23 protein-coding genes are annotated in these 23,716 nt (G+C 53.0%); 5 read left to right on the plus strand and 18 right to left on the minus strand.

The window, feature by feature from the left end; all coding sequences use genetic code 11:
• Positions 1 to 73: 73 nt before the first annotated feature.
• The 7 genes from KNP64_RS04345 to KNP64_RS04375 form a co-directional block, all read right to left on the minus strand.
• Positions 74 to 1,837 carry an ABC transporter ATP-binding protein gene (locus KNP64_RS04345; protein WP_214791956.1) on the minus strand — a complete coding sequence of 588 codons (1,764 nt, stop codon included), beginning with the start codon at positions 1,835 to 1,837 and terminating at the stop codon, positions 74 to 76.
• A complete protein-coding gene (locus tag KNP64_RS04350; protein ID WP_214763582.1) occupies positions 1,827 to 3,581 on the minus strand; it encodes an ABC transporter transmembrane domain-containing protein in 1,755 nt (584 codons plus the stop codon). Before KNP64_RS04350 ends, KNP64_RS04345 begins: the two co-directional genes overlap by 11 nt.
• A 129-nt stretch (positions 3,582 to 3,710) precedes the next feature.
• Positions 3,711 to 3,941 carry a YneF family protein gene (locus KNP64_RS04355; RefSeq protein ID WP_021067584.1) on the minus strand — a complete coding sequence of 77 codons (231 nt, stop codon included), beginning with the start codon at positions 3,939 to 3,941 and terminating at the stop codon, positions 3,711 to 3,713.
• 124 nt (positions 3,942 to 4,065) lie between these two features.
• On the minus strand, positions 4,066 to 6,057 hold the full coding sequence (tkt, locus tag KNP64_RS04360; protein ID WP_214763195.1) for a transketolase: 1,992 nt from the start codon (positions 6,055 to 6,057) through the stop codon (positions 4,066 to 4,068).
• 199 nt (positions 6,058 to 6,256) lie between these two features.
• A complete protein-coding gene (locus KNP64_RS04365) occupies positions 6,257 to 6,490 on the minus strand; it encodes a DUF896 domain-containing protein (RefSeq protein WP_034777788.1) in 234 nt (77 codons plus the stop codon).
• Between the two features lie 60 nt (positions 6,491 to 6,550).
• Positions 6,551 to 7,195, minus strand: a complete 645-nt coding sequence (locus KNP64_RS04370; protein ID WP_034777790.1) for a YneB family resolvase-like protein — start codon at positions 7,193 to 7,195, stop codon at positions 6,551 to 6,553.
• Between the two features lie 72 nt (positions 7,196 to 7,267).
• Positions 7,268 to 7,504, minus strand: coding sequence for a hypothetical protein (locus KNP64_RS04375; RefSeq protein WP_214711305.1), 237 nt, complete (start codon positions 7,502 to 7,504; stop codon positions 7,268 to 7,270).
• Between the two features lie 205 nt (positions 7,505 to 7,709).
• On the opposite strand from KNP64_RS04375, the gene lexA reads away from it, so the two are divergent.
• Positions 7,710 to 8,330: a transcriptional repressor LexA gene (gene lexA, locus KNP64_RS04380; RefSeq protein WP_021067589.1), complete on the plus strand. Its 621-nt coding sequence runs from the start codon at positions 7,710 to 7,712 to the stop codon at positions 8,328 to 8,330.
• Positions 8,330 to 8,770, plus strand: a complete 441-nt coding sequence (locus KNP64_RS04385) for a metal-binding protein (protein ID WP_214753023.1) — start codon at positions 8,330 to 8,332, stop codon at positions 8,768 to 8,770. Before lexA ends, KNP64_RS04385 begins: the two co-directional genes overlap by 1 nt.
• 85 nt (positions 8,771 to 8,855) lie before the next feature.
• Here the strand turns inward: KNP64_RS04385 and KNP64_RS04390 are convergent, their stop codons facing one another.
• From KNP64_RS04390 to hflX, 5 genes are all read right to left on the minus strand, one after another.
• The gene (locus KNP64_RS04390) at positions 8,856 to 9,956 is read right to left on the minus strand and encodes a DNA alkylation repair protein (RefSeq protein ID WP_214763196.1); all 1,101 of its coding nucleotides are present in this window, start codon (positions 9,954 to 9,956) and stop codon (positions 8,856 to 8,858) included.
• Between the two features lie 165 nt (positions 9,957 to 10,121).
• On the minus strand, positions 10,122 to 11,462 hold the full coding sequence (gene glnA / locus KNP64_RS04395; RefSeq protein WP_034777799.1) for a type I glutamate--ammonia ligase: 1,341 nt from the start codon (positions 11,460 to 11,462) through the stop codon (positions 10,122 to 10,124).
• 46 nt (positions 11,463 to 11,508) lie between these two features.
• On the minus strand, positions 11,509 to 11,907 hold the full coding sequence (locus KNP64_RS04400) for a MerR family transcriptional regulator (RefSeq protein WP_021067593.1): 399 nt from the start codon (positions 11,905 to 11,907) through the stop codon (positions 11,509 to 11,511).
• A 93-nt stretch (positions 11,908 to 12,000) separates the two neighbouring features.
• Positions 12,001 to 13,296 carry a methionine gamma-lyase family protein gene (locus KNP64_RS04405; RefSeq protein ID WP_138860295.1) on the minus strand — a complete coding sequence of 432 codons (1,296 nt, stop codon included), beginning with the start codon at positions 13,294 to 13,296 and terminating at the stop codon, positions 12,001 to 12,003.
• A 7-nt stretch (positions 13,297 to 13,303) separates the two neighbouring features.
• Entirely contained in the window at positions 13,304 to 14,548 is a 1,245-nt protein-coding gene (gene hflX, locus KNP64_RS04410; protein WP_214791954.1) for a GTPase HflX, read from the minus strand.
• A gap of 102 nt (positions 14,549 to 14,650) precedes the next feature.
• Between hflX and KNP64_RS04415 the strand changes: the two genes are divergently transcribed.
• Entirely contained in the window at positions 14,651 to 15,661 is a 1,011-nt protein-coding gene (locus tag KNP64_RS04415; RefSeq protein ID WP_214711301.1) for a site-specific integrase, read from the plus strand.
• Positions 15,662 to 15,680: 19 nt separating this feature from the next.
• On the opposite strand, the gene KNP64_RS04420 is transcribed toward KNP64_RS04415, so the two are convergent.
• Positions 15,681 to 16,229 carry a GNAT family N-acetyltransferase gene (locus tag KNP64_RS04420; protein WP_138859331.1) on the minus strand — a complete coding sequence of 183 codons (549 nt, stop codon included), beginning with the start codon at positions 16,227 to 16,229 and terminating at the stop codon, positions 15,681 to 15,683.
• 145 nt (positions 16,230 to 16,374) lie between these two features.
• On the opposite strand from KNP64_RS04420, the gene KNP64_RS04425 reads away from it, so the two are divergent.
• Positions 16,375 to 17,532, plus strand: coding sequence for an MFS transporter (locus KNP64_RS04425; protein WP_214791952.1), 1,158 nt, complete (start codon positions 16,375 to 16,377; stop codon positions 17,530 to 17,532).
• A 103-nt stretch (positions 17,533 to 17,635) separates the two neighbouring features.
• The gene (locus tag KNP64_RS04430; RefSeq protein WP_138859329.1) at positions 17,636 to 18,184 is read left to right on the plus strand and encodes a DUF4256 domain-containing protein; all 549 of its coding nucleotides are present in this window, start codon (positions 17,636 to 17,638) and stop codon (positions 18,182 to 18,184) included.
• Between the two features lie 387 nt (positions 18,185 to 18,571).
• Here KNP64_RS04430 and KNP64_RS04435 read toward each other — a convergent pair whose 3' ends face one another.
• The 5 genes from KNP64_RS04435 to rny form a co-directional block, all read right to left on the minus strand.
• Positions 18,572 to 19,753, minus strand: coding sequence for a glycine C-acetyltransferase (locus KNP64_RS04435; protein WP_214707601.1), 1,182 nt, complete (start codon positions 19,751 to 19,753; stop codon positions 18,572 to 18,574).
• Positions 19,754 to 19,768: 15 nt separating this feature from the next.
• Positions 19,769 to 20,845 carry an L-threonine 3-dehydrogenase gene (gene tdh / locus KNP64_RS04440; protein ID WP_138859327.1) on the minus strand — a complete coding sequence of 359 codons (1,077 nt, stop codon included), beginning with the start codon at positions 20,843 to 20,845 and terminating at the stop codon, positions 19,769 to 19,771.
• 169 nt (positions 20,846 to 21,014) lie between these two features.
• On the minus strand, positions 21,015 to 21,275 hold the full coding sequence (locus KNP64_RS04445) for a stage V sporulation protein S (RefSeq protein WP_012726477.1): 261 nt from the start codon (positions 21,273 to 21,275) through the stop codon (positions 21,015 to 21,017).
• A gap of 26 nt (positions 21,276 to 21,301) precedes the next feature.
• Entirely contained in the window at positions 21,302 to 22,096 is a 795-nt protein-coding gene (locus tag KNP64_RS04450) for a TIGR00282 family metallophosphoesterase (RefSeq protein WP_034777819.1), read from the minus strand.
• Between the two features lie 48 nt (positions 22,097 to 22,144).
• Entirely contained in the window at positions 22,145 to 23,707 is a 1,563-nt protein-coding gene (gene rny / locus KNP64_RS04455) for a ribonuclease Y (RefSeq protein ID WP_029595337.1), read from the minus strand.
• Between the last annotated feature and the right edge of the window lie 9 nt (positions 23,708 to 23,716).

The raw sequence follows: 23,716 nt of genomic DNA on the forward strand, positions 1-23,716 counted from the left end.
CGGCCCGTCCTTCCTTGAAGTGGCGGGCTTTTTCCATGGAAAAAAGACACCTTGACGGTGTCTTTTTTGTAATTTATGACATCAGACGTTGGCCAGATTGAAGTTCGTACATCTTTTTGTACAGCCCATCCTGTTTTAAAAGCGCCTGATGGTTACCTCGTTCGACGATCTCACCCCGATGAAGGACGAGAATCAAGTCGGCATCTTGAATTGTCGACAGTCGGTGAGCGATGGCAATCGTCGTCCGTCCCCGTCTCATCCGATCGAGGGCGAGCTGGACACGCTCCTCGGTCTCGGTGTCAATCGAACTCGTCGCCTCATCTAAAATCAAAATCTTCGGGTCACGGGCGACCGTCCGGGCGAAGGCGAGCAGTTGCCGTTCCCCGCTCGAGAATGTCGCGCCGCGCTCACCGACCGTATGTCCGTAACCGGCCTCAAGCTTCTCGACGAACGTATGAGCTTGCACGAACTCGGCCGCTTCCCGGACTTTGTCCGAGTCGATCGTCGGATTGAACAGTTTCAAGTTATCCTCGATCGTCCCTGTGAACAAAAATGGATCTTGGAGCACAAGCCCGACTTTGGCTCGGAGCTCGGCTTCCTCGAACTGCTCGATCGGATACCCGTCGATCGTGATTTGGCCTGATTGATACGGATAGAACCGGGTCAACAGGTTGATGATTGAACTCTTTCCGCTACCCGTGTGACCGACGAGGGCGACCGTCTCGCCTGGTTTGGCGACGAATGATATCTGTTTCAATACATCGACTTCCCCATCGTAGCTGAACGTGACATTCTCGAACCGGACTTCCCCGGAGCCGATTTCGGCAGGACCAGCAAGACTCTTTCCTGGAGCCGGTTCATCCGTGTCCAAGATTTTGAAGACACGGTCCGCCGAGACGACCGCCTGTTGAAACTCGCTCAAGCGTTGCATGATGTCGAGCACCGGACGGAAGATGCGCTCGATGTAGCTAATGAAGGCATAGACGACCCCGACCTGCACTTGCTCGGTCGTCGACAAGACGCCGTAATAGCCGAGCAGTCCAATGATGGAGAAGGCGAGCAACAGCTCGATGATCGGTCGCAGCAACATGCTGTCGAGCTTCAAGTTTCGATAGCGTGCCTCTTGGTGGGCCTTGTTCGTTTCTTCGAACTGGCGGACGAGCCGCTCTTCTTGTCGGAACTGTTGAACGATTCCCATCCCGTTGATCGATTCATTCAATTGCCCGTTCAGTTGTGACAACAAGTCACGCACTTGGGCAAAATATTTTGTCGAATAGCGGCGATACGCCCAGATGATGAGCCAGAACAGCGGAACAAGGACGAGCCCCATCGTCGCGAGCGTCGGTTCGAGGATATAAAGGAACACGTACGTCCCGACCAATTGAACCGCTGACTGTACGAACGTGCTCATTACCCCGACGTACAGTTCCTTGACGGCCTCGGTGTCGTTCGTGATTCGAGAGACAAGCACTCCCGCCGGAGTTCGGTCAAAGTAGGCGAGCCGCATCCCCATCACGTGACGGAAGATATCCATCCGGATGTTTTGCACGATCTTTAAGGCAATCTTTTGGAACGAGATCGACTGCAAGTAGTCGAAGATGATCGCCGACACATGCAAGACCAAATAAACAACGAGCAAGGTGACGACCCAGTTTGTCGGATAGACGCCAGGCGTCACGAACTCATCGATGAACACTTTGATTAAGAACGGTCCTGCGAGTTTTGCGCCGGTGGCGAGCAGCAAGAACACAAAAGCGAGTACGAGCGGACGTGCGTAGCGGTTCGTGTAGGCCAATAGGCGTTTAATGACCGCCCATTCCTGAACGTCATGCTTCATGGTGGCCACCTCCTTCGACAATCGCCTCGAGTTGTTGGCGATCGTACGTGTCTTTGTACCAACCGGGCTCGCGAATCAAGTCCTGATGACGCCCGCGTTGGATGATTCGACCGTCCTCAAGGACGAGAATTTCGTCGGCATGCTCGACCGCAGACAGTCGATGCGCCACGATCAAGCGGGACTGGTCAGGGTTCCCGGTCCGGAAATGCTCGATGATCGCCTCCTCCGTCTTCGCATCGACAGCCGAGAGGGCATCGTCGAGGATCAACACGTCCGCCTCAATCATGAGGGCACGTGCGATTGAAATCCGTTGCTTCTGACCACCCGACAACGTCACACCTCGTTCCCCGACGAGCGTGGCGTATCCTTCCGGCAGCCGCATGATGTCATCATGAACCTCGGCGATTTTTGCCACCTCCATGATTTCGTCGAGTTTCGCTTCCGGTTTGCCGAATGCGATATTGTTCGCAATCGAATCGCTGAACAAGAAATGATCTTGCGGGACGACGGCAACTTTATCGAGCAGGAGTGATTTTTTCACTTGGCGAATGTTGACACCACCGATTTTGATCGTCCCATCATGTACGTCATACTCTCGTGTCAACAAGCGTACAATCGTCGTCTTACCAGAACCGGTACGGCCGACGAGTCCGAGCGTCCGTCCGCGTTCGAGGCGGAATGTGACGTCTTGCAGGACGGGCGTCTCGTCATAACGGAACGCACGAATATCCGCTTCAATCTCCGAATGGGCGAGTTTCGTCGCCGCCATCGGATCATCCTGAATCTCAGGTTTGACGGCGAGCATCCGCTCAATCCGGTCGTAAGACGCCCGCCCTCGTTCGACGATATTGAACAGCCAGCCGAACGCGAGCATCGGCCATGTGAGCAAGCCGAGATAGGCGGTGAAACTAACGATCTGTCCGATGGTCAGCTCTCCTTGTTCAATCAAATACGCGCCATAACCAATCGACAAGATATACGAGAGGCCTACAATCCCGAAGATGGTCGGGTCGTACAAGGCGTCGATTTTCGCGACACGTACGTTTTTCGCCATGACTTCGTCGGATAGCTTCTCGAACGAGTCAACGTCGCGGCCGACTTCCCCGGTCGACTTCAACACCCGGACACCGCTGACGCTCTCTTGGACTTTATCGTTCAGTTCAGAGAACGCCGCTTGGGCGACCCCGAACCGATTATGTAAGAGTTTGCCGTATCGCGTCGTCAACGCGACCATGATCGGCAGCGGCAACAATGCCACGACCGTCAACTTCCAACTGATGGTCGTCACCATGGTGATGATGACGAACGTTCCCATGGTGATGCTATCGACGAGTGTCAAAATCCCCGCACCCGCCGTCGTCGAGACGGCCTGGACATCGTTTGTCGCATGGGCCATCAAATCCCCGACCCGCGACTTCTTATAAAACCGTTGATCTAAATCGGTGAAATGACGATAGAGCTGACTCCGCAACATCCGACCGAGGCGAATCGAAGCCCCGAAGATGAAGTATCGCCAGAAGAAACGGGCCACATAGTTCCCGATCCCGACGGCCGCGAGCCCGCCGAGCAACATCCATAATAAATCTGTTCCAAGCGTTCCCCGGTTGATTTCATCGACGATTCGTCCGATGATGCGCGGCGGTATAAGTTCGAGCGCCGCGACGAACATGAGTAAGACGATGCCGAGCGCATACGTCCGCCACTCGAGCTTGAAGAACCAAGCTAGTTGTTTGAATACACGAATTGGAAACACCCCCTATGTTGTCTTGAATTCAGACTATTCTATTAGATTAGCGAAAGTTTGTTCGATTGTCTAACAAAAACTGGATGAAAAAAGCACTTTGCGGGCGCAAAGTGCTTCGGTCAATCGAGTTTATTTCTTTTCGTTCTTCATTTGAACGTTCATGGCGCGCATCACTTGGTTGACTTTCTTCTGTGACGGCTTTTGACCCATTTGCATCATCAATGTACGAATCATATCTTCGTTGATCGGTGGGTTCTGTTCGAGGTAGTTCATCATGTATTTACGAGCGATAAAGAAACCGATCGCAATACCCCCGATTAGTGCTGCCACGATAAGAAGAATCCAGAATAATGTACTCAAGGCTTAACCTCCTCTACCATATGAAACATCGTTTTTTACTATACACTATATTACGCTAATTCGCTAGTCGTCTGAAAAAAAAGTGGTGACCCAAAACCTCCGGGCCACCACTGACAACATGCGATTAAAGTGATTTGACAGCTGCGACGACGTTGTCGACCGACATGCCGTATTCTTTCATGAGGAGATCCCCAGGAGCAGAGGCGCCGAACTTGTCGATGCCGAGTACTTTTCCGCCGAAACCGACGTATTTGTACCAACCGAGCGTCGCGCCCGCTTCGAGCGAGACACGTTTCGTAATCGACGACGGAAGGACCGATTCTTTATACTCTGCCGATTGCGCTTCGAACAATTCCCACGAAGGCATCGAGACGACAGCCGCGTTCACGCCTTCAGCCGCGAGTGCTTCGCGAGCTTCGACGAGGACGTGTACTTCAGAACCTGTACCGAGAAGAAGGACGTCTGCCTCGCTTGAGTTGCCGGCGACGACATAGCCACCTTTAGCTGCGTCTTCAACCGACGTGCCCTCGAGTTCTGGCAACGCTTGACGCGTCAAGACGAGAAGCGATGGTGATGTTTTCGTCGTGATTGCTTGCTTCCAAGCCGCAATCGTCTCTTTTCCGTCAGCCGGACGGAGAACAGACAAGTTTGGCATCGCACGGAAGCTCATCAAGTGCTCGACCGGTTCGTGCGTCGGGCCGTCTTCGCCGACCGCGATTGAATCGTGTGTCAAGACGAACGTTGATGGGATTCCCATGAGCGCAGCAAGTCGAACTGCCGGGCGAAGGTAATCCGAGAAGACGAAGAACGTCGCGCCGTATGGGAGGACCCCACCGTGGAGCGCCATCCCGTTGACGGCTGCTGCCATCGCGAATTCACGGACTCCGAACCAGATGTTGCGGCCGGCTGGATCTTCATCAAAGTCCGCAGCGCCTTTGATCATCGTGTTGTTCGAACCAGCGAGGTCAGCCGAGCCTCCGAAGAGAGTCGGAACCGCTTTGGCGATCGCGTTCAATACTTCACCGCTCGTTTGACGAGTCGCTTTTTTCGAACCGATTTCGAACGTCGGCAATTCGCTGTCCCAACCTTCTGGGAGCTCGTTGTTCATCGCACGCTCGAACTGGGCACCAAGTTCAGGGTGTGCTGACTTGTAAGCTTCAACGAGTTCGTTCCAGTCCGCTTCATGCTTCGCGCCTGGCTCAACGACTTTATCGTTGAACAAGTCGTATACTTCGTTCGGTACGTAGAAGTTCTCGCCTTCCCACTTGTAGAACTGCTTCGTGAGCTCAATTTCAGCTTCGCCGAGCGGTGCACCGTGTGATGCCGATTTGCCTGACTTGTTCGGTGAACCGAAGCCGATAACCGTCTTCACTTCGATGAGGGTCGGTTTCGACGTTTCTGCTTTCGCTTCGTCGATTGCTTTCGCGATTGTATCGATATCCGTACCATCTTCGACACGGATCACTTGCCAACCGTAGGCGTTGAAACGATCTTCAACGCTTTCCGAGAACGATTTGTGAAGGTCGCCGTCAAGCGAGATATCATTTGAATCGTAAAGGACGACGAGTTTGCCAAGTTTCAAGTGACCAGCGAGCGAAGCAGCTTCTGCCGATACGCCTTCCATCAAGTCACCGTCTCCGCAAATCCCGTATGTGAAGTGGTCAACCACTTTGAACTCATCGCGGTTGTACGTCGCTTCCAAATGTTTCTCTGCCATTGCCATCCCGACAGCCATGGCGATCCCTTGTCCGAGCGGTCCAGTCGTCGCGTCGACACCTGCCGTGTGACGGTACTCTGGATGCCCAGGCGTTTTCGAATCCATTTGGCGGAACGATTTGAGATCGTCCATTGAGAGATCGTAACCAGATAAGTGAAGAAGCGAGTACAAGAGCATCGAACCGTGTCCCGCTGAAAGGACGAACCGATCACGGTTGAACCAGTTCGGGTTTTTCGGGTTGTGACGCATTTTGTCCGTCCAAAGTGTGAACGCCATCGGAGCCGCACCCATCGGCATACCCGGGTGACCTGAGTTCGCTTTTTGGACCGCGTCGATTGAGAGCGTCCGAATCGAGTTAATCGCTAATAATTCTTTAGTAGTTGTTTCCACTAATTTCATCCTCTCTGTTGTTAACAAAGTTTCTACCCGTCATATTTTAGCACACTCATTCGTGTGTCACAACTAATTAATTAGTATAACACATTAAATGGAATCGTTTACTTCCTTTCGTTTGAAAACGCATCAATGAGTCCCCCTGATCAACGTTCGCGTATAACAAACATGCACATCCTATATGAAATAGGATGTGCATTCATGGTCATTCTGAGCGGTAACGTTCCTGCTCATCTTTTAATTTTTCTGGCGTTACGTCGTTTCCTTCCGGATCGACGACCTTCATTCCCATCATCTGTGATTTGAATGATTGGCGGAACGCTTGCAAATATTGTTGGCGCAGCGCTTGCTGCTCGTCCATCTCTTGTGGTGACAGACCATCTGTCTTTGCTTTGTTGGCGAGGAAATTGATTCGCTCCAACTGTTCAGGTGCTAGCATCGGGCTCGCCCCCTCTCTACTGAATTTGTCCTTCTACTGTACAAAATCAGCGAGCAGGAATCAAGTTTCTGGTACCGACACGTGCTCCAAGTAGCGCCGGTTCACGGTCGCTTTCGATACCTCATAACCAAAACCGCGGAGGGTGGCGGCAATTTCAGCGAACGTGAGTCCACGTTCACGCAATTGGACGATTTCTTCAATCGGAACTTCGATTCGGCTCCGGCCTCCCTGGTCATGGTGCTGGATATTCCGATGCGGATTAAATCCGTTCGCGACCGCCCGACGCATTCCGCGTGAAATTTTAGCGTTATGGATCTTTCGTTGATACTCTTCGACGACACTGACGATCTCGAGTACCATCTTCTCGGCGTCGGAGACGATATATTCATCGGACGACTGCATCGTCAACAAGCGCACGTTATGTTTCATGAGCGTATGCAAGATAGCGATTTTTGCATTTCCCCGTCCGAGACGGCTGTCATCGCTCACGAGCACGGCATCGAGATCGGACGTCGAGACGTGCTCCAATAGATCGAGCAGTCCCGCCCGATTGACCTCATACCCGCTCTCTTGTTCACTGATCACATCGACCACCTCAGCATCAAGACGTCTCGCCATCTGCTTCAATTCGTCCGCCTGACGACTGAGCGACGTCTCTTGGGTGGACTTGTTCGTCGATACGCGACAATAAATGACGACTCGCATCGCGTCACTTCCTTTCTTTCCATTCGCCCTCTACGATACACAGGATGAAGGGATGTTCGCAATCAGAAACGATTATTCGGCGGCGAACCACGTCGTCTTGTCGTCTTTTTCCTCATCCCGTTTAGCGAGAATGTGCGCTTCGAGCGTCTCCGCCTCTTTCAAGGCGACTTCTTCTTCAATACTGTGTTCGACTTTTTGTTCGGTCACGACGACCGCTTCGTTGTCACGAAGCTCTCCGACCGCGAAAAATACGAACATACCGAGTGCCAACATGCCGACTAAGATGATTCCATTGATTGTGTCTCTCATAATCATTGCCTCCTGGTAATAAGAATACACGTTCTCGAGAACGTCTGTTCGTTTATCTGTTCTCATCATAAAACAAGAACTTCTGTTCGGTCAAGCAGAAAAAAACGAACGAATGTTTGTGCGCTCATGTGTTCTTGTGTTAAACTAAACCCATAAAGAATAGGATGCGTTCGCAGGTTATTCGACATAATCGAGGTGAAATCCATTGAAAAAAATGTCAGCAAGACAACAACAGATTCTTGATTTTATAAAAGCTGAGGTTCGGGCGAAAGGGTATCCCCCTTCGGTCCGCGAAATTGGCGAGGCTGTCGGGCTCGCATCGAGCTCGACTGTACACGGTCACTTGGACCGTCTTGAGAAGCGTGGATTGATTCGACGTGATAAGACGAAGCCACGCGCCATCGAGATTTTGGATGAAGAGATGTCCGTCGTCGAAGACCACGATGCCGTCATGTACGTGCCGGTCATCGGGAAAGTCACAGCCGGTACGCCGATCACGGCCATCGAGAACGTGGAAGAACACTTCCCGCTCCCGGCTCACGTCGTCGGTTCCGACAACGTCTACATGCTCTCTGTCTCAGGAGACTCGATGATTAACGCGGGGATCTTGGATGGGGACCGCGTCCTCGTCCGTCAACAGAACACGGCCGACAATGGAGAGATTGTCGTCGCCATGACGGATGAAGGTGAAGCGACCGTGAAGCGGATTTATAAAGAAGCTTCGAAAGTTCGCCTCCAGCCGGAGAACGACGAGCTCGAAGCGATGTATTTCGATAACGTGTCGATTTTAGGGAAGGTCATCGGTGTATACCGCACGATTCACTAATGGCGAGTGGCAAGACACATACCCGTACGAATCTCGTGGCAATCGGTGCTCTTGCGATTGCCACGCCTTTTATTGACATCGATGTTCCGACCGTGTTCCTATTCGGCGCCCTGATCGGGACGTTCTGGCTCTCCCCGGACCTCGACTTGAAGTCGGACGCCTATTATCGATGGGGACCGCTTCGGGGCTTTTGGCTCCCTTACGTGAAGCTTATGCCCCATCGGTCGTTATTCTCGCATTTGCCGCTCTTGAGCGATCTGATCCGGGTCATCTATCTCGGTTTCCCGCTCACGCTCGTGCTCACGTTCACGCCGTATGAGGAAGCTGCCAAATCGTGGCTCGACCTGAACGGGGCAGCCTGCTTCTTCGGACTCGTCTTCGCGACGACGCTACATACGACGCTCGACTATGCATCGACGTTCTTCAAACGTGCGTTTTAAGCAAATGCTTATGCCATACACCTAAAAGGGCAACCCGTCTATTAGACTGGGTTGCCCTTTTTCGAACCGTTTATTATATAGAAGTTCAACAACTTTTATGCAACATGACATGATTTTCAGCCACTTCTCGTCCATTTACCAACAAGACGACACGATGCTCCCCTGGATAATGCCGACGGGTCGTCAAATCTGACCAGTCGTGCACTCTGGTCGCTGCAAGTCGCGCACCCCCAGCGACGGTTCTATTCGCTAGCAGGAATGCTTTACGACTCGCTTTCCCGTTGGCCTTTATAAACTCAATCGCGTATTCGATACGAACATAAGCAGCATCCCCTGGACGAATGGACACATCGTACTGAATCTCGCACGCCTCCCCTATGCGGATCACGTTCGGATGTATAGAAATCGATGAGTCGACGGTTAAATTTGTTTCCTGCGTATAACCGAATATCGTTAACGCGTCAGGATGGGCTGACTTGATCAGTGTCCGGCATCCGTGTCTAATGATCCAATCGGTATGAGGATGCTCGCCCTGCCATCGTCGCGAGACTGCGAGTACAGCTTCTGGGTGATCTTTCGAGATATCGTTGAGGTTGTTAGCGACACTTTTTCTCACATATAATGATGGATCTTCTTTTAACAACTCTAAAATCTCCAACACTGGAGCTGGGTCTTCTTTGAACATGGGTAACGATTCCGCCCACGGAAGGCGAGGACGACAACCCTCACTCGCCAAACGCCGAACATGTTCGTTCGGATGAATGGCCCAAGCTGTCATTTGGTTCATCACACGCGTTGGTTCCCGCAACAAAAAAGACCTGATCGCAAATTCAGAAGACGACTTCTGTGTGAAGCGTTCGAGCGCTGACATCGAGCGTTCCCAATGCTCTTCTGCCTGTCCATACACCGCTACAAAGTCCGGGAAAAACAAATAAGGAAAGCCGACGCAGTCATCTGCAATTTCAACCAATACGTCCAAAGCTGATTCGTAATTCTGTGGCAAATACTGACCTAGTTTTATCGAAATACGTCGAGTACGCCCTTTGAGTGCCAACGCTTCCCACGATTCATCTATGATTGATGCGATAAAAGCCTGTACGTCAAATGACGGATACACGGTTTGAATACGTCGTCCAAATTCCAACAAAAAGGTCTCATCATACACGTCTTTTAATGGTGTTGCCACTTCTCGTCCCCCTATCCCATTCCATTACATTTATAGTGATATACATTCTCCCTCATTATATTGATTAGTTGAAGCGAATTATAGAAAAAGAGTCCTGAATGAGCACTTCATACGAAGACTCGTTCAGGACTCTGATTTTAAAGGGAATATCCCTCATTAGTCGACTTAGTAGAGCGTCATGTACTGATCGCGCTCCCACTCTGTCACTTGCGTACGGAACATATCCCACTCGATTTCTTTCAACTCGAGGAAGTGCTCACCGATATGTTCACCGAGTGATTCCATGACGACTTTGTCGGTACGGAGTACTTCGAGCGCGTCGAAGAGCGTAGCCGGAAGGTCGTCAATCCCGTTAGCAACACGTTCTGGCTTGTCCATGACGTAGATGTTGCTATCGATCGGCTTCGGAGCCGCCATTTCTTTCTCGATTCCATCAAGACCTGCAGCCAATAGCGTGGCCAAAGCGAGGTACGGGTTCGCCGCCGGGTCGACCGAACGTACTTCGATCCGTGTCGAGAGGCCACGGGCCGCTGGTACACGAACGAGTGGTGAACGGTTGCGCGCGCTCCATGCTACGTAGCAAGGTGCTTCGTAACCAGGAACGAGGCGCTTGTACGAGTTGACAGTCGGGTTACAGACAGCCGTGAACGCACGAGCGTGCTCGAGAATCCCTGCTGTGAAGGCGCGAGCCGTGTCAGAGAGTTCCATTTCGCCGTTTGGATCGTAGAAGACGTTCGTGTCACCTTTGAAGAGCGACATATTGGCGTGCATCCCTGAACCGTTGACACCGAAGAGTGGCTTCGGCATAAACGTCGCGTGAAGACCGTATTTTGCTGCGATCGTCTTGACGACGAGTTTGAACGTTTGGATGTTATCGGCCGTCGTGACCGCATCTGCGTATTTGAAGTCGATCTCGTGCTGACCTGGTGCGACTTCGTGGTGTGATGCTTCGATTTCGAAGCCCATGTTTTCGAGCTCGATGACGATCTCTTTACGGCAGTTCTCGCCGAGGTCGACCGGTGCCAAGTCGAAGTAACCGCCTTGGTCGTTGAGTTCGAGTGTCGGTTGGCCGTTCAAGTCTTTCTTGAAGAGGAAGAACTCAGGCTCTGGTCCGACGTTGAACGCTGTGAAGCCGAGCTTCTGCATGCGCTCGAGGTTACGCTTCAAATTGCCGCGCGGGTCACCGCTGAACGGTTTGCCGTCCGGGGTATAAATATCACAAATCAAGCGAGCGACTTTACCGCTGCCGTCTGTCCACGGGAAGACAACCCATGTGTCAAGGTCTGGATAGAGGTTCATGTCTGATTCCTCGATGCGTACGAACCCTTCGATTGAAGAGCCATCGAACATCATCTTGTTATCAAGTGCTTTGTCCAATTGGCTGATCGGAACCTCGACGTTTTTGATCGTACCGAGGATATCCGTGAATTGAAGACGAATAAAGCGTACGTCCTCTTCTTGTGCGATGCGTTTGATGTCTTCTTTCGTGAACGTTTTTCTGGCCATGGTGAAATGTCCCCTCTCACATTGTGTAATGGTTAGTGTACTGGCGTCATCGATAAAAACGTGACAGCTCACCTTGAATGAGCGACGTCTTATTGAAACGGCCAGCTTCTTGAAGCTGTGTTTTCAATAATTTGTGTAACTCTTGTTCAGAGATTTTCGGTGCTTCATCGACCGGTGCCTTTGGTGACTCCGCATCTTTGGCGTCCGTGTTGTCGAGCATATGACGAATCGCCGCCAAGTTGAAGCCTTGGTCGATAAAATCCTTGATCGTGAGTAGACGTTCGACATCATTAAAGGAATAGAGCCGTCGTTTCGATTCCGTCCGACTAGGCGAAATTAGACCCTGTTCTTCATAGTACCGAATCTGTCTACCTGTCAGCTGTGTCAAATCTTGAACGATTCCAATCGGAAACAACGGGTTGGAGCGACGAAATTGATCGGCCATCTCTTATCCCTCCTTTTCTGTCTCACACTGTGAGAATAATACATGACAACTTACCTGTCAATAGATGTTAAGAAAGTTAACATGACATTTCGGTTACAACTTCTGTGAGATATTGTCACGGTCAAATGTGACGAGCTCTTTCGTCCGCAATTGGCTCAAGGCGAGCATGAGCGCGACCTTGACGTGGGCGTAAGTCAATCCGCCTTGGACGTAGGCCGTGTATGGAGCCCGGAGTGGTCCATCGGCCGACAGTTCAATCGATGATCCTTGAATGAACGTCCCGGCCGCCATGATGACGTCATCCTCATAGCCCGGCATATAGGCTGGTACCGGCAACGCGTGGGCATTGACCGGTGACGCCATTTGGATGCTCTGACAGAAGGCGATCATCTTGTCACGGTCGCGGAACGTCACCGATTGAATCAAATCGGTCCGGGGCGTCGTATAATGCGGGTCGGTCTCGAAACCGAGCAATCCGAGTAGGCTCGCCGTCAAGTGTGCCCCTTTCAACGCTTGGGCGACCGTATGTGGCGCCATGTAAAACCCTTGGTACATCTCTTGGAGCGAGTAGAGTGACGGACCGGCCTCGCTCCCGATGCCTGGCGTCGTCATGCGGAACGAACAGCGTTCGACGAGTTCTTTCGTCCCGGCGATATAGCCGCCCGTCTTCGCCAAGCCGCCACCCGGGTTCTTGATGAGCGAGCCGGCCATGAGATCGGCCCCGACGTGGGTCGGTTCGATCGTCTCGACGAACTCGCCGTAGCAGTTGTCGACGAAGATGAAGACGTGCGGATGTGCCGCTTTGATCTTCCTGATCGCCTCACCGATTTCTTGGACCGGGATGCTGCGACGATTGGCGTAACCTTTCGAGCGCTGGATGCCGACGAGCTTTGTCTCAGGACGAATCCGTCCGATGACGGTCTCGACGTCGATTCGGTCCTCTTTCAGCTCGACCGTGTCGTAGCCGACACCGAGTTCTTTGAGCGACCCACGGCCGTCTCCACGAATCCCGACGATCTCTTCGAGCGTATCGTACGGCTTGCCGGTGATATAGAGCAGCTCATCTCCTGGCAACAACACACCGAACAAGGCGATCCCGATGGCGTGTGTCCCGGAGATGATTTGCGGACGGCATAGGGCGAGGTCCGCCCCGAACACGTCGGCGTAGATCGACTCGAGCGTGTCGCGCCCGATATCGTCATAGCCGTACCCGGTCGTCGGATTGAAATGGAAATCCGACACTTTGTGTTTCTTGAACGACTCGAGGACACGGTATTGGTTGAACTCCGCCGTCGCCTCGATCGTTTCAAAATATGGTTTTACCCGTTCTTCCGCCTCGGTCACGAACGGGGCCAATTCATCATAGTACGCAATCTTTTCTTGCCACATCATTGTTTCACACCTCAAATTGTTTCAGCGTCGCATATAGACGCGTGTCTTCTCTCATATATCCGACGAGTTCGACCGAACCGTCATCAAGGAACTTCTCCTCGAGACGATACATCGAATCTTTGGCCGGATGGTAATGCTCGAACGAGCGGACCGGCAAGACGACATGTACTTTCGTCAACACGTCAGCAATCTTATCTTCGATCGCGCCGACGAGCGTCTCGATATCGGCCGAATCGAGCGCCGAGATGACGAGCGGTCCGCCGACGAAGTCTTCGGTCAACCGGTCTTTCTTATTGTATACCTCGAGCTGCGGTACCTCACTCGCCCCGAGTTCCGACAAGACCGAATTCGTCGTGTCGATTTGGTTCATGTAGTGCGGGTTTGACGCGTCGATGACGTGCAGGACGAGGTCGGCCCCGAGCACTTCCTCGAGCGTCGAGCGGAACGCGGCGACGAGTTTCGTCGGCAAGTCCCGGATGAATCCGACCGTGTCCGTGATCAGCACTCTACCGCCCCGCGGCAACTCGAGCTCGCGCGTGAGCGGGTCGAGCGTCGCGAACAGTTCGTCCTGTTCGTACGTATCCGCATCCGTCAAGCGGTTAAAGATTGTCGACTTCCCGGCGTTCGTGTAACCGACGAGCGCGACTTGGAACACACGGTTTTCTTTCCGACGCTCCCGGTAACGGTCACGGTGCGCGACCGTGCCTTCGAGATTTTTCTTGATTTCATCGATGCGGCGCTTGATGTGACGACGGTCGGACTCGAGTTTCGTCTCACCCGGTCCCCGAGTCCCGATTCCGCCACCGAGACGTGATAACTGCGTGCCTTGTCCGATCAAACGTGGAAGCAGGTAGTTCATCTGAGCGAGCTCGACTTGGAGCTTCCCTTCTTTCGATTGGGCCCGTCCGGCAAAGATGTCTAAAATCAATTGCGTCCGGTCAATCAGTTTCATCTCGTCCGGGTCGTTCAGCGAGATGCGGATATTCTTCGATTGGGCCGGCGACAGCTCGGCGTTGAAGATGACGATGTCCGGCTCGAACTGTTCGATGAGCACCGCGAGCTCCTCGACTTTCCCTTTTCCGATGAATGTGCGGCGGTCGACTTGTTGCCGTTTCTGGTCGAGACGGGCGACGACCTCACCTCGTGCCGTATCGACCAATTCGACGAGTTCTCCCATCGATTGTTCATATGTCCAATCGTCGACGGTCGGTAATTGACACCCGACGATAATGACTTTCTCTCGTTGCATAAAAATCCCTCATTCCTATAAGTCTCATCCTCCATCTTACCACGAAACGACGAATGGAGAACGTCCGTTTGTGGTAAGATATGAGGAGAAGGAGGAACGTCCATGACGAAACGTAGAAAAGAGTATCCATTGCCTGAATATATCGAGGCGTACTTGTTCCATCTCGGCGCGAGCGGCCGTCAACCGTCCACGCTGAAACGCTATCGGTACGATTTGATCGATGTGCACAAATACTTTCATGACCATAACGTCGAGCTCGATGCCCCGGAGGCGTGGCTCGCCGTCCCGCTCGAATCGTGGAAGACGTTCGTCAACGACTTCCTCATCGAGGAGAAACAATATCAACAGGCGACGGTCGCCCGGATTGTCACCGTCATCAATAGCCTGACCGTCTTCTTGAACCCGCTCCGTAAGAAGATGCTGACGTATGCGCAACCGGCCCACACGCTCACCGTCGACCAGATTGCCTTGCCCGCTGAGTTCAACAAGCTCGTCCGAACGATCCGCTCAACAAGCGGTCTGAGCGAGAATCAGCTTCAGGCGCATCCATACCTCGTCAACCGAAACGAGTTGATCGTCACTCTGTTCTATAAGTACGGTCTCCGGGTCCACCATATCATCCGTCTCCGGATGAACGACCTGCACCTCGCGAGCCACGAGTTCGACGTCTATGACCGGCTCGGCAACCGGTTCACGTTGAAACTTAGTCCAGAGGACCAGGCACTTCTCATGAACTATTTGGCCGACATCCCGACGCCGGTCCGTCCGCGCTGGTACTCGGATGATCCTGTATTCGTCTCTTTCGATTTCGCCCGAATGACATTCCGCTGGGTGTATGCGAAGAACCAGCCGAAACAGTTGACGATCGTCATGATCACGAAGATGATGCGCCAATTGAACGAACGGAGCGGTCTCACCCGCTCGGTCACACCATCGATGCTCCGGAACGCCCACGTCTTGAAGACGTACGCGACCGACATGACGTCACTCGAGCGGATGAACGTGACATGTATGCATAAAGAGTCATCACTCCGGCGCTACGAACAGGCGTACGCGGAGTTCGGTAGCGAACTCTACGGCGAACAAATCCCAAACGAAAACCCCGCCTTGTAACAGGACGGGGTTTTGTATGTTAATGGGCCCATTCATCTCGCAACAGCCCGTACACGACGTGGTCGACGTAGCGGTCATAGAGCCACTCCGCATTGCGAAGCACCCCTTCTTCGAGGAAACCGAATCGCTCGGGCAGCGCCCGGCTCTTCACGTTCCCAGTTGCGACCCGAATCTCGATTTTATCGAGTTTCAAATCACGGAACCCATAATCGATGACCGTCTCGAGCGCTTGACTCATGATGCCCTTGCCTTGAAAGTCTTGGCCGAGCCAATAGCCGACCGTCCCGCATTTGATGCCCCGGTCGATGTCATTGAAGCCGATCGTCCCGGCGAGCTCGTCCTGATACACAATCGCGAACGATTTCGGATAGCCGCCCGTCTCCATCAATCCTTTGATTCGTCCTTCGATGTTTTGCCGCGAATCTTCGACCGTCTCGGTGTAATCGAGCCACCCGAGCCACTCGCGAAGGTATGGCTTCGATGCCATCGTCAATTGGAACAACGCCTCCGCGTCGTCAATGGTGAACATTCGTAGTTGAAGCTGATCATTGATGTCATAGCGTAACATGTCATTTCCCCCGTTAAGTTACCAATTATTGTGTTCTTCATCATTTCATCGTAAACTATTTGTAAATAATTTGAAAGCGGTGAAAGTATGTAATTCGACCTCATGTCATCCACCCAAAATTGAATAGTTCCGGAGGAGAGTCATGATGAAGTCGTTTTACCTGATGCTGGTCAGTCAATGGCTGGCCAATATTGGTGACGTGCTTTATATCGTCGCCTTAATCGCTTTGTTATATCAACAGACCGGTTCCGCCCTGGCTGCGGCCAGTTTCCCGATTGCCGTCACGCTCGGCATGACCGTGAGCGGTCTGTTCTTTGCCCGCATCTTATCTCGGTTCACCTTCGGTCAGATGTTGCTCGTCACACAACTGTTGAAGACAGTCTTGCTCGGGGCCGTCATTTGGTCGGAGTCGATTCTCGTCCTCGGCCTCGTCGTGCTCATCGCCTTCTTGGATGGGTTCGCCCGTCCGGTCCAGGCGTCGTTCATCCCCAGGCTGACGACGAATCGCCAACAAGCGAACAGTCTCGTCCAAGGGTCGAACCAGTTCATTCAGCTGGCGATGTGGCCTCTCGGCACGATGGTCGTCGCTTCCTTCTCAAGCGAGCTCGCTCTGATGATCGCGTTGATGTTGTTCATGCTCTCGACGCTCGTCACGCTTCGCTTCGTCCGTTCACTCGACCGCGACGTGACGGTAGAAGATGGCGAATCAGACATATCGCTTAAGGACAGCCTCGCCTTCGTGCGCACTGCTCCTTTCGCCAGGTTAATCACGGTGTTCGTCACGTTCGAGTCGTTCGTCAGCACACTCTGGATCTCGGCGCTCTTGCTCGTCTATTTGGAACGCCACCTCCACATCGATACGGGCTGGTGGGGAACGATGAACGCGAGCTTCTTGATTAGCATGATTCTGGCCAGCGCTTACCTGTATCGCGCAAAGCGCAACAGCTCGCTCGCCGTCAGCTCCATCTTGTCTGTCTTAGCGGCCCTATTGTTCGGCGTGACATCTCATATCGCGTTCGCGCTCATCGCGCTCGCGGTTCAAGGATACGCCACCCAGCTCCGCATCATCCAGACGAACACGGTGCTCCAAGAAATGACACCTGCCTCGCAACTTCCGTACGTGTATAGCGTCCAACAGACGGCCTACACCCTCGCCTTCAGCATCGGCAGCCTGACGTTCGGACTACTCGCGGACGGATTGCCGATTGCCATCGTCTATTTGATTGGCGCAGCGTTGACCGTTCCGCTCGTCTGGGTCGGTCGACAAATCGACCAGATGGGAGATGTGGTCCAATCTTCATAACAAAAAGGCGCCCCCTTATATGATTTACAATTCCTTTGGTTACAACAGATTCATTCCGCATCACGTATACTAAAAGAAAATACTAGTTAGGAGGAATCTAAATATGAACACGTTATCAAACCAGGAAAAGGACGAGATATTGCAAACTCTACATGTACGATTTAACGCCCATCCCGAACGACATCCTGATCTCACTTGGCCCGACGTCTTGACTCGCCTTCAAGAGGACGACCAGAAACTCGTCGTGCTTGCCGAGATGGAACGAACCGGCGGCGAACCTGATGTGATTCGACTTCCGAATGGCGCCTTAGCTTTTTGCGACTGCTCTCCAGAAAGTCCGAGTGGTCGACGCAGCCTATGCTATGACGCTTCGGCGTTGGCGGCACGGAAGAAGAACAAACCGGATGGGAGCGCCGTCGCATTGGCTGAGGAGATGGGAATCGAGCTACTCGACGAAGCAACGTATCGTCATCTACAGACGCTCGGTTCGTTCGATTTGAAAACATCGAGCTGGATTGTCACTCCAGAAACGATTCGTCAAAAAGGCGGCGCCTTATTCTGCGACCGCCGCTACGACCATATCTTCCTCTATCATAATGGTGCCGATTCGTATTATGCGGCCCGTGGATTCCGCGGGATGTTGATTCTTTGAGCAGGGCCACGGGCCTTGCTTTTTGATGTGGATAGCCAAAAGAAAATGACTGGGAACTATATCACCCATCAGCGTTGGCTCCTCTAAATCTTGAAACAATATTTGTTCCCCAGATGCACACGGACCCCAGCCAAGAAAAAAATATGTTCAGACAATCAAAAGAAGGTTAGCCTACTCCGAATATCTTTCTTAAGATTTTTTGATCAAAATACGGTGTTTGAAATAAACGATAACCATTCATCATGTCTTAACTGTTCAAATTTTAAAGCCTACCTCCTATATGCCTACCAAAAATTTCAAATGAATGAACGGATGGGCATGATGGTTTATCTCACGTCTACATCACCCCAACAAAAAAACTGCAGACGATTCGTCTGCAGTTCAATCTTACGCGTGAAGCGTGACATTCAATTCTTCGGCGACCGCCTTGAAGGCAGCGAGCGCACGTTCGAGGTCGTCACGGGTATGTTCCGCCGTCACGATCGTCCGAATCCGGGCCTTACCTTTCTCGACCGTCGGGAAGGCGATGCTCTGTGCGAACACGCCGTGGTCTTTCAGCTTGTCCGAGAACGTGTGTGCGAGTGTCTCTTCACCGAGCATGACCGGCGTGATCGGTGTCGTCGCATGCCCGATATCGAAGCCGAGATCGCGAAGTCCTGTCTTAAAGAACTCGGTGTTCGCCCATAACTTATCGAACAGTTCCTCTTCTTCCTTCATGACACGAATCGCTTCACGGTTCGCCGCAACGACCGCTGGCGGGTGTGACGTCGAGAACAAGAACGGGCGTCCTTTTTGAATCAAGAAGTCACGCACGTCGTTCGAGCAGGCGACGTATCCGCCGAGGACGCCGATCGCTTTCGATAGCGTCCCGACTTGGAGCGCGACCCGTCCGTCGAGACCGAAGTGGTTGACCGTACCGCGACCATTCTTCCCGAGCACGCCCGAAGCGTGGGCGTCGTCGACCATGACCGCCGCGTCATACTTCTCGGCGAGCTCGACGATTTCCGGGAGAGGCGCGATATTGCCGTCCATCGAGAAGACGCCGTCCGTAACGATGAGACGTGTCCGGTAATCTTGAGTCTCTTTCAAGGCCGCTTCTAAGTCCTCGAGATCGACGTGTTTATAGATGCGGCGGGCCGCTTTCGTCAACCGGATGCCGTCGATGATCGAAGCGTGGTTGAGCGCGTCGCTGATGACGACGTCTTCTGGGCCGAGTAGCGCCGACAAGACGCCGAGGTTCGTCGCGAAGCCCGACTGGAACACGAGCGCCGCTTCCGTATGCTTGAACTCGGCGAGCTCGCGTTCGAACGCCTCATGCATCTCGAACGTCCCGGCGATCGTCCGCACCGACCCAGTGCCGGCACCGAACTGTTCGACCGCTTCGATTGCCGCTTGCTTCAAGCGCGGATGGTTGGCGAGACCGAGATAGTTGTTCGACGATAGCTGGACGAGCGACTTGCCACCGATCGTGACCTCGTTCCCTTGTGCTGATTCGAGCGGCACGAGCGAGCGGAACGTGCCCGCTTGTTTCATTTCATTGACTGCTTCTGTAATATGTTCAAATGCCATATTGATTCCCCCTGTTTATGGTAATAAGACGACCTTTCCACATTTCCCGGCCCGCATGAGCTCGAAACCTTGCTCGAACTCCTCGAGCTTGAACACGTGCGTGATAATCGGTTCCACGTTCAGCTGACCCGTCGCGAGAAGCGTCGACACTTGGCCCCACGTCTCATACATCTTGCGTCCGGTGATGCCTTGGACGCGTACCCCTTTGAAGACGACGTCACGTGTCAGGTCGATCGCGACCGGTTTTGCCGGGAGTGACAACACGTTGACATCGCCGCCGGCCGTGACCATCTTGAACGCCTGGTCGATGGCGACCGGATGCCCGCTCATCTCACAAACGACATCGATGCCGTCCCCCTCCGTCTGATCCATGATCAGCTCGAGCGGATTTTGCTCAAGGCTATTGATGACGACGTCCGCCCCCATGTCTTCGGCGAGCTTCAACCGATACGGGTTGACATCGATCGCATAGACCCGGCTCGCGCCCGCTGCTTTGGCGACACCGACGGCCATGAGCCCGATTGGTCCACAACCGACGATGGCGACCGACTTGGCCGACACGTCACTGGCGAGCACCGTATGGACAGCGTTACCGAGCGGTTCTTGAATCGACGCGAGCTTCGACGGCATCGACTCGGGATTGACCCACAAGTTCTCTTCCGGCATGACGACGTACTCGGCGAAACAGCCTTGCGTGTCGACACCGATGATTTTCGTGTTCTTACAGATGTGATATTGCCCGCGCAAACATTGTTTGCATTGATGACAGACGATATGCGTCTCGGCCGACACGGTCTGTCCGATTTGGATGCGTTTCGTACCTTCCCCGAGCGCCACGACTTCCCCCGCGAACTCGTGACCGAACACGTATGGCGGTTTAACTCGGCTCTTCGCCCAGTCGTCCCACTCATAGATGTGGACATCGGTCCCGCAAATCGATGTCGCCTTCACTTTGATCAACACTTGTCCGGCTCCTGGTGTCGGGATTGGCACTTCGACCAACTTCGCCCCGAATCCGGCCGTATGTTTTTGAATCGCTTTCATCACAGGTGTCGTTGCTTCCTTCTCTGTCATAGACACGAGCTGTTCCATTGAAAACGTCCCCCTCTTCATCTCTTGATCGAACTTCACGTTCCCTTTCATCTTGTCATAAAATGACGAACCTGAGAAGATAGAACGTCATATTCTCAGACAAAAAAGAGAAGCCATCCGCGCCGATGGCTTCTCTTACAAGAATAGGACCTATGTCCCGACCGCAAGCTCATCGTGGTTCGATGATGAGCTTGATTGCCGTTCGTTCTTCTCCGTCAATCATAATATCGGTGAACGCAGGGATGCAAATCAAATCCAGCCCGCTCGGCGCGACGAAACCACGCGCGATCGCGACCGCTTTGATGGATTGATTGAGCGCCCCGGCGCCGATTGCTTGAATCTCACACGTTCCTTTTTCACGAAGTACGCCAGCGAGTGCACCCGCCACGGAGTTAGGATTCGATTTTGCCGAAACTTTGAGTACGTCCATTCTTGTTTCCCCCTCGGGTAGGTTGTTCAATCAAACCATACGGTCTGATCATCTAGGTGTATGCGTTCGATTTTTGTGGCTCGTTTCGATTGGTCATCGATAGTGATTAAAACTCCATTAAGTTGTTCCCGTCCCTCGGCAACTTCAAACCGGACCGGGAGTTGTGTCATGAATTTTCTCAAGACGACCTCGGCATCCATGCCGAGCACCCCGTCGAGCGGGCCGGTCATCCCGACGTCGGTGATGTATGCCGTGCCGTTGTTCAATACGCGGTTGTCAGCGGTCTGGACGTGCGTATGGGTGCCGACGACAGCTTGAACGCGTCCATCGAGATGATAGCCCATCGCAATCTTCTCACTCGTCGCCTCAGCGTGCATATCGACGAAGATGGCATCGACCTCGCCACGGATTTCTTCGACGAGGGCATCGACCGTGCGGAACGGACAGTCAAGCGATGGCAGGAACACCGTCCCCATCGCATTGATGACGGCGAGCTTCTTCCCACCTTGTTTCAACACCATCATGCCGACACCAGGTGTGCCTTCCGGATAATTGGCCGGACGGACGATACGGTCAGCATCATCGATCCAGTCGAAGATGTCACGGTTGTCCCAAGTATGATTCCCCATCGTCACGCCATGGAACCCAAGCTCAAGGAACTGTTGGTAGATTTTTTTTGTGATACCACGTCCGTTGGCTGCGTTTTCACCGTTGACGAGCATGAACGTCGGGCTGTACTTGCTCTTCAAGCGTCCGATTTGGGCACTTAGGATGTCGCGACCCGGTTTTCCGACCACGTCGCCGATAAATAAGATTTTCATAGTTTTGTCCTCCTCCAATAGAAAAAGCGGAGAATGTCTCCGCTCTTGTTACTTCGCATAATCGACGGCACGCGTTTCGCGAATGACCGTCACTTTGATTTGGCCTGGATAATCAAGCTCATCTTCAATCCGTTTACAGATGTCGCGGGCCATCTTGTTCGCCACGACGTCGTCGACGACGTCTGGGCGGACGATGATCCGGACTTCACGTCCCGCTTGGATGGCATATGATTTCTCGACTCCTTCGAACGACTCACAAATCGCTTCGAGGCGCTCAAGGCGTCGGATATAGCTTTCGAGCGTCTCTTGACGGGCTCCTGGACGCGCCGCTGACAAGGCGTCAGCCGCTGCGACGAGAACCGCGATCGTCGAGGTCGCTTCGACGTCCCCGTGGTGCGAGGCGATCGAGTTGATGACGACCGGATGCTCTTTGTACTTCGTGGCGAGCTCGACACCGATCTCGACGTGGCTGCCTTCGACTTCATGGTCGATGGCTTTCCCGATATCGTGGAGGAGACCCGCTCGTTTGGCGAGCGTGACGTCTTCCCCGAGCTCGGCGGCCATCATACCGGCGAGATGGGCCACTTCGACCGAGTGAGCGAGCACGTTTTGACCGTAACTCGTCCGGTAACGCATTCGACCGAGCGTCTTGACGAGGTCCGGGTGGACACCGTGGATGCCGGCTGAGAATGTTGCTTCTTCTCCGTATTCACGGATGCGCTCATCGACTTCTCGACGCGACTTCTCGACCATCTCTTCGATGCGGGCCGGGTGAATCCGACCGTCTTGAACGAGTTTCTCGAGCGTCATCTTGGCGATTTCACGACGGACCGGGTCGAATCCAGACAGGATGACCGCTTCCGGTGTGTCATCGATGATGAGGTCGATTCCGGTGAGCGTCTCGAGTGTGCGGATGTTACGTCCTTCACGTCCGATGATGCGTCCTTTCATCTCATCACTCGGTAAGTTGACGACTGATACGGTCGTCTCGGCGACGTGTTCGGCCGCGTACCGTTGCATCGTGAGAGACAAGAGGTGTTTCGCTTTTTTATCAGCTTCTAATTTTGCTTTTTGCTCGATTTCTTTTTGAAGGAGAGCAGCATCGTGAAGCGCTTCCTGCTTCGCTTCGTCCATGATGATGGTCCGTGCTTCTTCTTTCGACAAGGCTGCCACGCGTACTAATTCTTGGCGCGCCTCCTCATATAATTCCTCCACTTTGCTCTCGAGCGTTTCCGCTTCACGCTTCCGTTTCGCGAGTGCAGCCTCACGTTCATCCAAGGCGTCTTCTTTCCGTTCAAGCATGTCTGCTTTCCGGTCGAGAAGCTCTTCCTTTTGGACGAAACGATTTTCTTTCACTTTCTGCTCTTCACGTCGTTCGCGCAATTCTTGTTCGGTTTCATTGCGAAGTTGAATCATCTCTTCTTTTACTTCAAGCCGTGCTTCTTTTTGCATCGCTTCCGATTGTTGTCGCGCTTGCTCTACAATCTTGGTCGCTTCCGTCTCGGCACCTTGAATCTTCGCTTCGGCGATCGATTTACGCACAAAAAAACCTGCAACAAAAGCTATCGGCAAAAGGAGGATCAGAATAAGCTCTAATAGCCATTCCATCATGTTCACCTC

Source organism: Exiguobacterium sp. s64 (assembly GCF_018618035.1).
Lineage (GTDB): Bacteria > Bacillota > Bacilli > Exiguobacteriales > Exiguobacteriaceae > Exiguobacterium > Exiguobacterium mexicanum_A.

Excerpts from the sequence above, each read along its gene's own strand:
- KNP64_RS04345 (WP_214791956.1), bottom strand. The coding sequence starts at position 1,837 with ATGAAGCATGACGTTCAGGAATGGGCGGTCATTAAACGCCTATTGGCC.
- tkt (WP_214763195.1), bottom strand. The coding sequence starts at position 6,057 with ATGAAATTAGTGGAAACAACTACTAAAGAATTATTAGCGATTAACTCG.
- KNP64_RS04365 (WP_034777788.1), bottom strand. The coding sequence starts at position 6,490 with ATGCTAGCACCTGAACAGTTGGAGCGAATCAATTTCCTCGCCAACAAA.
- KNP64_RS04370 (WP_034777790.1), bottom strand. The coding sequence starts at position 7,195 with ATGCGAGTCGTCATTTATTGTCGCGTATCGACGAACAAGTCCACCCAA.
- KNP64_RS04375 (WP_214711305.1), bottom strand. The coding sequence starts at position 7,504 with ATGAGAGACACAATCAATGGAATCATCTTAGTCGGCATGTTGGCACTC.
- KNP64_RS04385 (WP_214753023.1), top strand. The coding sequence starts at position 8,330 with ATGGCGAGTGGCAAGACACATACCCGTACGAATCTCGTGGCAATCGGT.
- glnA (WP_034777799.1), bottom strand. The coding sequence starts at position 11,462 with ATGGCCAGAAAAACGTTCACGAAAGAAGACATCAAACGCATCGCACAA.
- KNP64_RS04400 (WP_021067593.1), bottom strand. The coding sequence starts at position 11,907 with ATGGCCGATCAATTTCGTCGCTCCAACCCGTTGTTTCCGATTGGAATC.
- KNP64_RS04405 (WP_138860295.1), bottom strand. The coding sequence starts at position 13,296 with ATGTGGCAAGAAAAGATTGCGTACTATGATGAATTGGCCCCGTTCGTG.
- hflX (WP_214791954.1), bottom strand. The coding sequence starts at position 14,548 with ATGCAACGAGAGAAAGTCATTATCGTCGGGTGTCAATTACCGACCGTC.
- KNP64_RS04415 (WP_214711301.1), top strand. The coding sequence starts at position 14,651 with ATGACGAAACGTAGAAAAGAGTATCCATTGCCTGAATATATCGAGGCG.
- KNP64_RS04420 (WP_138859331.1), bottom strand. The coding sequence starts at position 16,229 with ATGTTACGCTATGACATCAATGATCAGCTTCAACTACGAATGTTCACC.
- KNP64_RS04425 (WP_214791952.1), top strand. The coding sequence starts at position 16,375 with ATGAAGTCGTTTTACCTGATGCTGGTCAGTCAATGGCTGGCCAATATT.
- KNP64_RS04430 (WP_138859329.1), top strand. The coding sequence starts at position 17,636 with ATGAACACGTTATCAAACCAGGAAAAGGACGAGATATTGCAAACTCTA.
- KNP64_RS04435 (WP_214707601.1), bottom strand. The coding sequence starts at position 19,753 with ATGGCATTTGAACATATTACAGAAGCAGTCAATGAAATGAAACAAGCG.
- tdh (WP_138859327.1), bottom strand. The coding sequence starts at position 20,845 with ATGGAACAGCTCGTGTCTATGACAGAGAAGGAAGCAACGACACCTGTG.
- KNP64_RS04445 (WP_012726477.1), bottom strand. The coding sequence starts at position 21,275 with ATGGACGTACTCAAAGTTTCGGCAAAATCGAATCCTAACTCCGTGGCG.
- KNP64_RS04450 (WP_034777819.1), bottom strand. The coding sequence starts at position 22,096 with ATGAAAATCTTATTTATCGGCGACGTGGTCGGAAAACCGGGTCGCGAC.
- rny (WP_029595337.1), bottom strand. The coding sequence starts at position 23,707 with ATGATGGAATGGCTATTAGAGCTTATTCTGATCCTCCTTTTGCCGATA.